The sequence below is a fragment of the Nostoc sp. genome (assembly GCF_036917195.1).
Taxonomy (GTDB): Bacteria; Cyanobacteriota; Cyanobacteriia; order Cyanobacteriales; family Nostocaceae; genus Nostoc.
In genome coordinates this window covers 41,630-54,773 of the sequence record NZ_JBALDG010000082.1, presented here as the reverse complement: position 1 = coordinate 54,773, position 13,144 = coordinate 41,630, and the positions used below count along the sequence as shown (strand labels likewise).

At 42.1% G+C, this 13,144-nt stretch carries 12 protein-coding genes; 4 read left to right on the top strand and 8 right to left on the bottom strand.

Annotated elements, in window-relative coordinates; genetic code table 11:
• Positions 1 to 351 precede the first annotated feature (351 nt).
• Complete coding sequence (locus V7K40_RS29470; RefSeq protein ID WP_334966079.1) at positions 352 to 1,239, bottom strand: AraC family transcriptional regulator; 888 nt, start codon at positions 1,237 to 1,239, stop codon at positions 352 to 354.
• A gap of 639 nt (positions 1,240 to 1,878) precedes the next feature.
• Between V7K40_RS29470 and V7K40_RS29465 the strand changes: the two genes are divergently transcribed.
• On the top strand, positions 1,879 to 2,340 hold the full coding sequence (locus V7K40_RS29465; protein WP_334966077.1) for a hypothetical protein: 462 nt from the start codon (positions 1,879 to 1,881) through the stop codon (positions 2,338 to 2,340).
• Positions 2,341 to 2,436: 96 nt separating this feature from the next.
• Here the strand turns inward: V7K40_RS29465 and V7K40_RS29460 are convergent, their stop codons facing one another.
• The 4 genes from V7K40_RS29460 to folK all read right to left on the bottom strand — a co-directional run bounded on the left by V7K40_RS29460 (position 2,437) and on the right by folK (position 5,470).
• Positions 2,437 to 3,246 carry a prohibitin family protein gene (locus V7K40_RS29460; RefSeq protein ID WP_334966075.1) on the bottom strand — a complete coding sequence of 270 codons (810 nt, stop codon included), beginning with the start codon at positions 3,244 to 3,246 and terminating at the stop codon, positions 2,437 to 2,439.
• A 532-nt stretch (positions 3,247 to 3,778) separates the two neighbouring features.
• Positions 3,779 to 4,276, bottom strand: coding sequence for an ADP-ribosylglycohydrolase family protein (locus V7K40_RS29455; protein ID WP_334966073.1), 498 nt, complete (start codon positions 4,274 to 4,276; stop codon positions 3,779 to 3,781).
• A gap of 43 nt (positions 4,277 to 4,319) precedes the next feature.
• Positions 4,320 to 4,886, bottom strand: coding sequence for an NUDIX hydrolase (locus V7K40_RS29450; RefSeq protein WP_334966071.1), 567 nt, complete (start codon positions 4,884 to 4,886; stop codon positions 4,320 to 4,322).
• A gap of 68 nt (positions 4,887 to 4,954) precedes the next feature.
• Complete coding sequence (gene folK / locus V7K40_RS29445) at positions 4,955 to 5,470, bottom strand: 2-amino-4-hydroxy-6-hydroxymethyldihydropteridine diphosphokinase (RefSeq protein ID WP_334966069.1); 516 nt, start codon at positions 5,468 to 5,470, stop codon at positions 4,955 to 4,957.
• Positions 5,471 to 6,198: 728 nt separating this feature from the next.
• On the opposite strand from folK, the gene V7K40_RS29440 reads away from it, so the two are divergent.
• Together V7K40_RS29440 and V7K40_RS29435 are read left to right on the top strand one after the other, a co-directional pair.
• Positions 6,199 to 8,556 (top strand): penicillin-binding protein 1A, encoded by a 2,358-nt coding sequence (locus V7K40_RS29440; protein ID WP_334966067.1) that lies wholly within the window; start codon positions 6,199 to 6,201, stop codon positions 8,554 to 8,556.
• A gap of 366 nt (positions 8,557 to 8,922) precedes the next feature.
• The gene (locus V7K40_RS29435; RefSeq protein WP_334966065.1) at positions 8,923 to 9,150 is read left to right on the top strand and encodes a hypothetical protein; all 228 of its coding nucleotides are present in this window, start codon (positions 8,923 to 8,925) and stop codon (positions 9,148 to 9,150) included.
• 148 nt (positions 9,151 to 9,298) lie between these two features.
• Here V7K40_RS29435 and V7K40_RS29430 read toward each other — a convergent pair whose 3' ends face one another.
• On the bottom strand, positions 9,299 to 9,721 hold the full coding sequence (locus V7K40_RS29430) for a TerB family tellurite resistance protein (RefSeq protein WP_334966063.1): 423 nt from the start codon (positions 9,719 to 9,721) through the stop codon (positions 9,299 to 9,301).
• 57 nt (positions 9,722 to 9,778) lie between these two features.
• Positions 9,779 to 11,191: a 16S rRNA (cytosine(967)-C(5))-methyltransferase gene (locus V7K40_RS29425; RefSeq protein ID WP_334966061.1), complete on the bottom strand. Its 1,413-nt coding sequence runs from the start codon at positions 11,189 to 11,191 to the stop codon at positions 9,779 to 9,781.
• Between the two features lie 247 nt (positions 11,192 to 11,438).
• Between V7K40_RS29425 and V7K40_RS29420 the strand changes: the two genes are divergently transcribed.
• Positions 11,439 to 11,702 carry a hypothetical protein gene (locus V7K40_RS29420; RefSeq protein WP_334966059.1) on the top strand — a complete coding sequence of 88 codons (264 nt, stop codon included), beginning with the start codon at positions 11,439 to 11,441 and terminating at the stop codon, positions 11,700 to 11,702.
• Positions 11,703 to 11,706: 4 nt separating this feature from the next.
• Here V7K40_RS29420 and V7K40_RS29415 read toward each other — a convergent pair whose 3' ends face one another.
• Positions 11,707 to 13,128: a glycoside hydrolase 100 family protein gene (locus tag V7K40_RS29415; protein WP_334966085.1), complete on the bottom strand. Its 1,422-nt coding sequence runs from the start codon at positions 13,126 to 13,128 to the stop codon at positions 11,707 to 11,709.
• Between the last annotated feature and the right edge of the window lie 16 nt (positions 13,129 to 13,144).

Genomic DNA, 13,144 nt, shown 5'->3' with positions numbered 1-13,144 from the left:
TGGAATTTCTACTTGATGGCTGCATAAATTGCCAGAGTGAAATCCACAATAGCATTTCATAATTTTTTATTCTTATTTAGCGACAAGTCTATTAATCTAGTGCCATGAGAAAGCCTAGCGGGAGTTTTTTTGGTCACTATCAGTAGATCACAAAGTTTTTTAGAACCCCTGCCACATGGGCGTTTCAACAAAATACCCAGACACTAGAAAATAACCCATTAATCAGCGTTTCAGGCGACACCCTGAGTTAACACAAAGTGATCGCCCTGAAACAAACGCCGCTTCCACCCAATTTATGATGGCTGAAACCCTTATTATTGCGTCAGTTTCTGAAAGTTTGTGATCTACTGACTATAAGGAATGTTTGCATTGCATCAAGTACTCTTTAGGGTTGATGCCAAATTTCTTCCTAAAAGCAGCAGCAAAGTAATTCCGACTGGCAAAGCCGATTTTTTGGGCAACTTCGCTCACCTTCATTTCCCCAGTTTCCAGCAATTGACGCGCCTGTTCTAAGCGGTAATCGTGGAGATAAGCAAACAAGGGCTTGCCGAATACTTGTAGAAATCCGCGCTTAAGTGCATACTCATTGAGTTTGACTAAACGTGCCAGTTCTGCAATAGAAGGTGGATTGTCCATCTGTTGCAATAACAAATCTCTGGCATAGAGAATCCGCTCTAATGTTCCCGACTTTAGTGGCTTCTGTGTCCGACTTCCCATCTGAATTTCTGCTTCTTGCTCCAGCAGCAGTGCTAACAGTTCCAGCACTTTGCCTTCCAAGTACGTGCGTTTGATGATACCCTGATAAGGACAATGCAATATACGCTGCACATTATATTGCATCATCGGAGTCATGACGTTGGAGCGAAAGTGGTAAGGTTGCTCTGGCTCACGCATCAAGTGTTGCAATGCTTTTGGTAGTTCCCCAGAAGAATTGCCGATAAAGGACTGCAACAGTTCTGGTTCTAAATGCACACCCACCAAAAGTTGGCGTCCTTGTGAAAACTCATCTTCTCCTTTAATAGCCATACCACTGCCGAAAAAACCGTACTGTCCGGCTTCCGTCTGATTAACTGCCCAAAGAGAGCTTTCCATCCACTGTCCTGAAAGCATAAACCAAAACTCCAGAGGATGTGGACGGTCAATGCCTTGTATTATCAGATTGTCATGGCGCTGATAGCTCTCAATCTGCAACACCAAGTTTTGTCGCAATTCAACTCGTCGAGAATATCCTTCTCCCAATGCCTGAGGACACTTGCAGGTAATATCTAACTCATCATCGGGGTCATTGCTTCATCGTGTTTGGTCAACTTCTTGCCAGAGTTCCTCATGTGCCTGTGCTGGAATAATAATGGTCATGATTAATCAAACTAGAATTTATTGAGATTAATTATCACTATTTCTTTAACCCTAGACAAGTTAGATGACTGACTTTTCGCTACGGCTGGCTGTGACGCTCCTGCGGACGCTCGAGTACTCGCTACCGCTTCGCTAACGCTACGCTATCGGTGACACCTTATATTTCAAAGCATCATTCTTACCCTCATAATTCAGTATGAAACTTAATTTTATACTTTATAAATGACTTATTTGTAGCGCAATTACTGTTGACAAACTGATGTTGTCTTAAACTTTCACCAATGCTGAAGGACTAACCCAGATTCTGCAAGAAGCGATCGCACTCATCCGCCTCTGGTAGAAATCAGTTATTGTTAAGTTGTAGCTGAGTTAAATCTAAATTTTGCTTTTTACTATTTTGCTGAAACTATGTAGTGGTAAAACTTTCAGCATCAAAAAGTCAAAATGTTATCACTCCTGTACTAGACTTTGATTTAATTTATATATTAAACTACACTAAGACGATAGGAATAGTGGGTTTTTATGGAAAGCGTCCAAAACGTTAGTCAAGAGTTGAATGTAACAGGAGACACAACTCTGGAGGACTTACAACAATCTACTCCAGAAGAGTTCAAAAAAGACATTTTCAAAAAACTCAGAGGTGGATTTTTTCTCATACTGGGATATTTGTTGTCACCACTATGTTGGTGGAATGACCTACTATTCAATCTGCCAATAGCTTATGCTTTTGGGTATGCATGTAGTTTACTTTCCCCAAAATTACTTCTACCTTGTTCAATTATAGGGTACTGGCTCTCTAATATTGTGGGAATTCTCTTGATGCAATTCGGTTCTAAGGACATTTTTCAAAAAGAACCCCAAGAGCATAACCTCAAAAAAGAATTATTCACTGGTCTAATTTCTTCAACAGCTTATACCCTGTTAATTATACTATTGATCCAGTTGAAGATTCTCGATTCTCCCATTTTATTCTCCAACGGTTAATTTAGTTTATCAAGTTTCTAAAAAGGAATTGATTGTAGGGGTACACATCTGTGCGCCCCTATGTCTTATTTAGCAAATATTTCGTGAAAAAGAATATCACTTTTCATCAAATTTTAAAATTTCACTTAAATTCAACAATTTTGGAGTTTCCTTACTTACAATTAATGGCAGCTTCCCATTCCATTTTTCTATTGCTTGCCTTTGCAGAATTTCTGGAGTTAAACCGTCACGTAATAATTTGTGTGCCTCAGCCTCTCCTTTTGCTAAATTAACTTTTGCCTCAGCCTCTTTTGTTGCTTTCAGTGCGATAAACTCTGCTTGTTTTGCTTCTTGTTCAGCAATCTGCTTCGCCTCCACCGCTTCACCAAATCGTTCTGAAAAATGGACATGAACTAGAGAAATATCATCAACTCCAACGTGATAGCTACCCAGTCGTGTGGACAATGCATCATCTACTCCACCTTTTACTTCTCCTCGTTTAGTAATAATTTCTTCAGCAGTATACTTTGCCATTACTGCTTTTAGTACTTCTTCAACTGCTGGGTTAATAATCCGAATGACTACATCTTGTTCATCTCCAATTTCCTGAAAAATGGCATTTGCTTCCTGGGGAATAATATGCCAATTGAGAGCGACATCAGTGAAAACATTTTGTAAATCTTTGGAAGAAGCCTCAGCAGAAATTTCCTGTTTTTGGACTCGAATACTCAGCTTTTTCACAGTATTGACTACAGGAATAATTAAGTGAAGTCCTTCTCCTAATATCTGGTTTTGGACTTCGCCAAATTTCATCAATACACCACGTTCGCCTGCATTTATAATCACACAAGGCGTGAGAAAGATAGTTATCAGGAACAAAAGAGCAGTCAGTTTACCGGCACTGTTAAAAGTTGTATTTTTTCTCATCTGTGTGAAATATGTATGCATCTGGCATAAGGACACATATTTAATTTAGGAGTTGTAAGCTTCTTCTGGTCATCCTCTTATAACTTTGGCTCTAAGTCAATTTTCATGTCACTCTAGCTAAGGTAACAAATCAGTATTACCAATACGTAGCAAGTCCCTGACTGAGCAGTTAATCTGTTCAATGTACAGGCATATAGGTAAGCTACCAATGTGTACTTTACTACCCAAACTTGGAGATAGTGAAGGTTAGGGTAACTTTATGTTTATCTAAGTCACTGTAATAATATCGAAAAACCGTAGTATTTGAAAAGGTAAGTTTGCCCTTAATTGAGTAAACCAGCAGAGCAGTTACACTGTTAATAATCAAAAAACGTGCCCAGATGCTTCCCCAAGCATAGAGAATATGATCATTAACGATATAAATTTGTCAGGAAGCAATGGGAGCAGCAATGACAGTTTTTGAAGGCTATATGCGACAGTATCTTTATGATAAATGGATAGAGGTGCAACGCTTGCAACCCATGTATTACATTTAGCTGATTTTTTTATTTACTAAACTCATTAGCTGCTTATCCAAGCCAATGAGGTAATCTCTACCGTAAGCTCCATTCTCTAAGGCTGTAACGAGATGATTGGGAATGTCTTGTCTAATTTCCTCGCTACAAGAACCAGCAGCTAGGGCAATCGCAGCTACTGTATCCACATCTCCAGTAAAAGCGATACAATCTTGTAAAAGTTCGCTCATAGTGCCATTTCGCATCACCGCAGTAATTGCTGCCCTGACACTCATCCAACCTTTAGACTTGACTTTACCTTCCCACGGTTTAGACCATCCAGATACATAACCTTCTAGAAACTGTCCTAATTTGCGTTTTGCTCCCAGTCGATAGATAAAATAATGTGACATCAAAGCAGCCGCAACCGCAGCATTGATCCCATCAGGTGTATTCTGGGTAATTGCCGCTTGAATTGTTGTCGCCTGAATGACTTTCTCTGCTGTGGGATAGATGCTAATGGGTGCTGGACGCATTGCACCCCTACTTTTGTTAAAAATTCTTCCCCATCCTGAATTTCTAGAAGAAAATGGTAGAAGCTCCTAAAAACGGACGCGCCAGAAAGAAGCTAGAAACTGATTTAGCATCTACCGCCTCTCCTTCCAGAATAGCTTTCTCTAATTCTTCGGGAGTCAAAAACACAGTTTCGATATCCTCGTCTCCATCTTGTGGTGGTGGTGTCTCCAGCTTTTCTAAATCTCGCGCTAGAAATGCATAGATAATTTCATCAGAATAGCCGGGAGCTAGGAAAAATTCGCCTAATTTGTCCCATTTTTGGGCACTATAGCCAGTTTCTTCTTCGATTTCACGCTGTATCGTTTCTAGGGGATCTTCATTTGGTTCTACAGTTCCCGCTGGAAATTCTAATATCCGTCCCTGAATTGCAAAACGATACTGGCGCACGAGTACAAGTTTGCCCTCTGATGTCACAGGTACAGCTAGGGCACCACCAGGGTGACGAATACATTCCCATTCTCCTTCTGCTTTATTCGGCAAACGCAAACGATTAACTTCAAAATCAAACTTGCGTCCTTTATAAAACAAGCGTTGTTTCAGCAGTTGTGGTAATTCTCTACCTAATGGCATAGTAAAATCTGATTATCTGTGAATACAGAGGTGAAATCAGCGTTCTTCTGTGTTTAAGGATGGTAATTTTAATTGCCCATCAATAAATGTACATCAGAACAGTCTACTTCTTTGAGCAGTTCTTTAATAACACACCCAGAAACTGGTTCTACCCAATCTGAGGCAATTTCTGCCAGTGGTACTAACACAAAGGCCCGATCCCGCATTCGGGGATGAGGAATCTGGAGGTTTGGTGTATCCACAATCAAGTCATCATATAATAACAAATCCAAATCCAGGGTTCGTGGCCCCCAGCGTTCCTGACGCACACGCCCAAATTGTTGTTCAATTCCTAATAAAGCTTCTAATAACTGCTGGGGTAGCATTTCTACTTGCAATGTGACGCAGCCATTTAAGTAATCTGGCTGCTGTGGCCCTACTGCTTTAGTTTGGTACCAACTTGATCTGGCTTCTAAAAAAATACCTGGCGTTTGGACTAAAGTTTCGATAGCTGCTTCTAAAATCGCCTGTGAATCGCCGATATTACTACCAAGGGCAACAGCGCTTCGTCTGGGCTTGGCGTAGGCATAGCCAAACTCAGGCATCACACTCTCCTCAAGTAAGCTGTTTTCAGGCTGTCTTTGCGGATATCCAGAAAATGTCAATAGTTTTTATATTTCTAAAAATTATGATAATTGCAGTAATTTTACAAAACTCAATCTAATATACATTATTCTATTGATCAAGCGTAGCTATCTAGCCTCTCCCACTCGTCTTAACTAAAGCTCAATTGATAAACTCTCGGTCTTTTTTTTTTGATATGGTAGCTAATTTAGACTACCATTTACTGTAGCAGGAAAGGTAATCAACCTATTTAAAAACCTGATTTCTGTTTAATATGCAGACGCCGCACCTTGACAATTAAATCTATGGGGTTCTACTTTGTTGTTCTAGTGGCTTGACAATTTTTGTTAAGCAGCCTGAAAGTAGGTAAAAGATTTACAGGAGCTAGACGACTGGCACTTAACTCAAATCAATTTTGGAGTAATCCGACTACCGAGGGGCACTCGGTAAGTAACGCTTAGAGAGAGAACCACCTCTGGTGAGAGTACTGCAAGTTGCTCTAATTAAATGGACTCGTTAAACTAAGAATCTCCGTGGTTTGAGTCGGAAGAGTGTTAAATAATACAAAAATGGTGCTATAACCCCAAAGTTGATTGATAATAGTTAAGTAGTTACGACTTTAACTAGAGGAAGTAACGTATAAAAAATTACTTTGTGGTTGAAGCGAAAACCAACTAATTAGAGTGACTCTAATCGGGAGGAACTGCGATTGCCGCTTGGTAATCATCATCAACACGAAGAATCCACAATTGAGATACTACGAGCACATCTGGCGCAGGCAAGGCAGTTACTGAGCAAAATGAAAATTTTACCATCTAGGATGAAGACCAATCAGGCAACTGGCGGTAAACCGCTTTATCGTCGCTTATGGTTTTGGGCAGGCTTGGGTGTAGGTGGTGGGATAGTAGCTTTCATCTACGGCGTCAGTCTAATAGATCGCACTTTGCCAGATAAGGCCGAGCTAAACGCCGTGCTTAGAGAGCAAACACTGACCATCAAAGCTGCTGATGGAACCATATTACAACAACAAGGTGAAGCCACCAGAGAAGAGCTAAAACTAGAACAAATACCAGATAATTTAAAAAAAGCTTTCATCGCCTCAGAAGATAGAAGATTTAAGCAACACAACGGATTTGATCCTCAAGGAATTGTGAGAGCGAGTTTGAATAATTTGCGATCGCAAGGTGTGGTAGAAGGTGGTAGCACCATCACCCAACAGCTAACGCGGATTCTCTTCCTGAAACAAGAACAGACAATCTGGCGCAAACTCAAGGAAGTCCGCCTCGCCCAAAAAATGGAGCAAGAATTAACCAAAGATCAGATTCTAGAGCGTTACTTGAATCTGGTTTACTTGGGAGGTGGAGCTTATGGTGTGGCAGATGCATCCTGGGTATACTTTAGTAAATCACCAGATCAACTTTCCCTAGCCCAAATGGCAACAATTGCTGGATTAGCTCCTGCTCCTAGCTTATACGCCCCAGACAAGAATCCTGAAGCGGCGAAACGGCGGCGAGACTTGGTATTGCTACGGATGCAAGAAGATAAATTAATTACATTAGAGCAAAGACAGGCAGCTGTTCAGGAGCCACTAATCCTCAAAAGCAGTTCACCCAAGCGAGTGCAAGTAGAATCACCCTACTTTACCAGCTACATCCAAAAAGAATTGCCGAAGTACGTTTCTCCTAAGGTGTTAGCAAGTGGGGGTCTAGTAGTGGAAACTACGCTGAATCCAACTTGGCAGAAGGTAGCAGAAGAAGCAGTTGCCAAAACGCTGCGAAATCAAGGACGCTGGGAAAACTTTAAGCAAGGAGCAATGGTGGCCATTGACCCCCGCAGTGGTGAAATTAAGGCAATGGTTGGGGGTGAAGACTTTGGTAAAAACCAGTTTAATCGAGTTACCCAGGCACAGCGGCAGCCAGGATCGACATTTAAAGGGTTTGTATATGCCACTGCGATCGCTAGCGGTAAAAGTCCCTACGATACCTATGAGGATGCACCCATTGTTGTAGATGGCTATGAACCGAAAAACTTTGGTAAAAATTTCCACGGCTCAATGGACATGCGAGATGCCCTTACCCGTTCTATTAATATTATTGCGGTGAAGGTGCTGATTGATGTGGGATTTACGCCAACGATTAAACTTGCCCATGATATGGGGATAAAATCTGAACTCAAGCCCACCTATTCTTTGGCTCTCGGTTCCAACGAAGTGAATTTGCTGGAATTGACCAGCGCTTACGGCAGTTTTGCCACCCAAGGATTGCATACAGAGCCTCATGGTATTACTCGCATTCTCAACCGCCAAGGCAAAGTAATCTGGTCAGCTAATTTCCCGTCTAAACGCGCCCTTGACGCTGACAGTGCCGCCATCATGACTTGGATGCTACGCAACGTTGTAGAAGCCGGGACTGGTGGTGCTGCTCAGTTAGATAATAGACCAGTTGCTGGCAAAACCGGCACCTCCGACGAAGCCCGTGATTTGTGGTTTATTGGCTACATTCCCCAGATGGTGACAGGGGTCTGGCTAGGTAACGATGACAACCACCCCACAGACGGCAGCAGTAGTAGCGCCGCTTATACTTGGCATGAATTTATGGAAAAAGCGGCAGAGGGGATGCCCGTAGAAAAGTTTCCCAAACGACCCAAGTTAGAAGGTCGCAAAGGCACTATCAAAGCCCAGTCCATCAAGCCCAAACAAGTGCTGAATCATTCTATTTCTGATGATGATGACTCAGAAGGGGAAAGTTCTACAAATTCTAATTCTGAGGATAGTGGTTCATCTAGAAGACGTAGAAATAGGAGGAGTTATTCTGAAGAAGAACAGCAATCTAGGGATTATACCCCAAGACGGAGAAGGCGCAATCGCAGCCAAGAATCAAGTTCCAGTAACTCTTCCTCAGAATCATCTACTCCACGGCGGCGATCTAGAAAAGTAGAATCTGATTCTTCTTCTCCCCCGCCTCGAAGAACTCGGCGATCGTTTTCTCCGGCAAATAATTCCGGTTCTTCAGGTTCTTCACCGTCACAGCCATCCTGGCGGGATAGACTTAGACCGTCTCATGAATGAGGAGTTAGCTATTGGGCATTGGGCATTGAACATTGGGAAGCCAGTGCGTTGCCAAGGTTCCCGACGCTCGTTCGCCTTTGGCGTCCCCCCTTGGGAGATGACTCGCTCTAAGCGAACGCAAGAGCGTCTCTAAGAGTTGCCATGCCGCAGGCTTTACGCTGCGCTATCCGTTGTTCGCGCAGCGTCTCCGACAGGAGAAGCAACTGGCGTCATTGGGCATGGAGTAAAAATACTGCTTTCCGTGTCCCTGCGTCCGCATTTCTGTGCAATATCAAGTTGCTTAAACTTAACTACAGGGGGATGTTACGTGATACGCTCATTTGATAGTGTGTTAGGTACTGTTATTTAACCTTGGAGAATATACTCATGCATTTATTTATGCAGACAGCAGCACCAGGCATAGATGCTGCTCCTCATTTTCCCTTGGCTTTTACCTTGGTGTATGTCGTTGGTTTTGTTGCTGCTGTAACCATTGGTTCAATAGCTTGGTACAACTCAAAACGCCCCGCAGGTTGGGAAAGCAAACAGCGTCCTGATTTTGTGCCTAAGGTTGATAAAGAAGAAACTCCGGGTCTGGGTGAACCGAAGCCATAAGCAGTAATGAGTGATGAGTGCTGAGTGCCGAGTGCTTAGTTGTGAATGCCAAACTTAAAAATCATCTATCTACAGACGTGATTAATCGCCTCTTGTCAACTCATAACTTCTAACTCCTAACTCATAACTCATAACTCATAACTCCCTGTTAGTTTTGCACTTCAACCCAACGGCGGTAAAGCTTTTGAATTTGTTTTAGAAGTTTAGTCTGAACTGGTTGAGTTGAATCATGCCGTTTGGCTATATCTTGCAATTCCGTTAGGAGTCTGGCTTCTTCAACGGCAACTTCACCATCGCTATAAATTAAGCCACTGATGGCTTCAATCAAGTTTTCACAATCTTCAAGGCTGGGGCGATCGCCTAAATACTCTTGCACCCAGTCATAGCACTCTTTTGGTTGTACAGGAACTAATTCGTACAGCCAAGGTTTAATTTCTGGATCGTTAGCTAAACCCTTTGCTTGAGCTATTTCGCGCAGATATTGCCGTTCTTCTGGCTGGATTCTGCCATCAATCCAGGCTGCTCCAATCAGGATTTTAACTAAGTTTTTCACATTGGAAGGGGTAACCATTGCTGCCTCCTCTGGTAGATTCAGACCTCCATAAAATCGTACAATCCCAAACAGTATTCACTCGGAATTATTGGTTTTTCTTAAGCGCACCATAAAAAAGCCATCCATGTCCTGTCGATGGGGCCAGACTTTAAACCAACCTTGAGGCATGGTATGGGCAGAATCAGGGAACTCAAAGCCGTTGGGAGACTCAATTTGCCAATCAGGTGATTCAGCTAAAAAGGTCGAAATCACTTGTTCATTTTCTGCTAAATGCAATGTACAGGTGGCATAAACTAGTACACCACCAGGTTTGACAAAAGTAGATGTATGTGTTAATAATTCTTTTTGCAGCAGCGAAAGTTCTCGGACAGATTCTGGTGTCTGTCGCCAACGAGCATCAGCATGACGGTGCATGGTTCCCAAACCAGAACATGGAGCATCCAGTAATACGCGGTCTGCGGTGTTTTGAAATTGGGCAAAATGACGACTGTCACCAGTGTAAATTTGAATAGATAGTAAATTCAGCCGTTGAGAATTTTCTTGGAGTTTGCGAAGACGAGAAGGAGTGCGATCACAAGCCCAAATTTTCCCTTTATCTGCCATTAATTCAGCGATGTGGGTTGTTTTACCCCCTGGTGCAGCACAGGTATCAATTACCACCTCACCTGATTGGGGGTCGAGCAAATGACTTACCAATTGGGCACTACTATCTTGTACAGTCCACCAGCCCTCTTTGAAACCCGGTAGTTTTTGAATTGACCCAGTACTACCAATCAATCGTAAAGCTTGGGGTAAATGAGGAATCCGTCTCACCAAAATACCAACAGATTGCAAAGCCGCCTCAACTTCCTCAATTGAAGTACGAAGGGGGTTGATACGCAAGTCAATTGTTGGTGATTGGTTCATCCATTCACATAATTGTTCTGTCTCAGCCAAACCCAGTTGTTCTAACCAAACTTGAATAATCCAGTCAGGAAAGCTGTGTAAAATACCCAAGCGTTCCACTGGGTTTTCTGGAAGTTGTAACGGATCAAAATGGGGGACTGGGGACTGGCAAAGCAACAAAGAATCTTTCTCCTCTGCCCCCCGGTCCCCCTGCTCCCCTGCTTTTCTAAGATACTGGCGTAATAGACCGTTAACAAAACCCGTGAGTCCAGAAAAACCGTTTTCTTTAGCGAGTTGGACGGTGGTATTAACAGCAGCTGAGGCGGGAATACGCTGTTGATAACGCAATTGGTAGAAGCCCAGATGTAAGATGGTGCGGAGGTCTTGTGGTTGTTGATCAGATTTCTTTTTAGCGAGTTGATCAATGAGACTATCAAGAGTGCGCTGCCTTCTGACACTCCCATAAACCAATTCTGTCACCAAGCGGCGATCGTTATCAGCCAAATTAACTTTTTGCAGCACTCTATCAAGGGCAACATCAGCATAAGCCCCCTTATGAACATCTCGCAAGGCGATAAAAGCTAGTTGACGGGAGTTTGTCATGGAAACATAATTCAGGAGTCAGGAGGCTTTTGTATTTTAACTCCCAACTCTTTACTAATTCGTAATTCGTAATTGTCGGGTTTAATTCTCCCTTGTTTCAATACCTTAGCCAAAAAAAGAAGTAGTCTAGTTTTTGCCGAAATAGGCTAACACAAGACCATGCCTGATTATTAGGCAAAACGTCAAATCCTAGTCCAGATATACACGACTTTCATTATTACTTCCACACAAACCATACAGGATTTTATTGGCTCAGTTTTATGTCATCCAGCAAAAACAAGCGTGTAAAATTTTAGGTTTGTTTTATATCAAGCCTCGGAAATTGGCGAAGGTATTGTTAATTTATCAGATTTTGATCGCCATTGGTTGCGATCGCACTTCTACCTCCTTGAAGGCTTACCAAAAAATGAGTGAACTTACAGTTATGATGTTGTCTGTAAATACTAGAGATATTTGTCTAAATACGAATTATTTTAACTTCCCTATCAAGGCATATATGGGTTTACAGTAGCGATTTAAAGCTCACATGCTCTAGAAACCTGTTCTGCTGCTAATTTACCAAAGCTGATTAACGGTAAATAAGTGGGGTTTACCATCAGTTCTTTTGCTAATAAGAATCCAGTAATTGTCCAAGTTTGATATTTCCTAGCTTGTTTCCCAATCAGTCGCCCTTTCTTACCGTCGTAATACTCTGGCCATTCATCTGTACTGAGCCGTCCTTGAGCAGTTTCAATAGCCTTTTGTGCAAGACTTATTTTGTTAGTTTTTACAGCCGCAGCTGCCAACATCCACATTAAAACTGGCCAACTACCAGCATTATGATACGACCAGGGGATATTTTTTGGGTCACATCCAGTTACAATTCTGTATTCTTCATGTTCTAAAGCTGGGAAACAAATTTTCATTGGCATATCTCCCACTAAATCTTCCCATCGTTCCTCGATGAGAGTCATAATTGCTTGTGACTGTTCTTCAGTGGCTAAGTCGGAAATGATTGCCATTAAGTTTCCCAGTGAAAAGAAGCGAGTATCTAGCTGCGAGGGTCCAACATTACCTGCTAGATAACCACCTTTTTTTGACAGCCACTTATCTAATTCATAATAAGGAAGAGAATCTACATATATGTTGAACAGATTAACAGCACCCTTGCCATATTCTTCATTTTTGAAGTGATAAATTGCATTTAGGCGATTAATATCTATCCAATAATGCTGGCGAATATGAGCACATAAAAGAGGCAAACGGTTATCAATGGCTGCAACTATATCGGAATTCCCTTGACAAATTAGCAGTTCACGAGATGCACGCAATGCCGTGTAAAAAAGAACTTGTAGTTCTAGAGGATGCCCATAAATGCCCATACGGCGGTCAATCATACAAGCACCATCTGGAACCAACAGCGTTGGGTACATATCAAAACGATTCGCCAAGCAGATTTCCATGATTAACCTGATTCCATTTTGGAATTCAGGTTGATAAGCTAAAGAAAAATCTTCTGTGGTGACTACATAAGCACGCAACAAAATAATCCACCATAGGCAAGAATCTACAGGTGTAACTCTAGCGATCGCATGTTCACCAAAGTCTGCTTCTAAATATTCTTGCCCATTTTCTGATACAACTTTAAAGCTAGCTGGTATTAATCCTCGTCCCGGCTTATAGACGTCTAATGCCTTTTCTTTAGGCTGTAGCTTTAAGGTTTCTTCTAAGAAATTGCGAACAATATCTGTTCTACCTTTGATCAGAAAAATTAGACCGGCAGAGATAAAATCCCTAACAAAGCACTGGTCATAATTGAGCGCCGCTACAGATGCATCATAAGCGGCTACCGTACCAACAGGGCGGCCTTGATAGTAGAGAATTGATTTTTCTAATGCTTGCCACGCTGCTTCCACTTCTTTTAAATTTTCAGTAGTTTCCAATTCGTTTAGGTGCATCGCCAGAATAACTCCA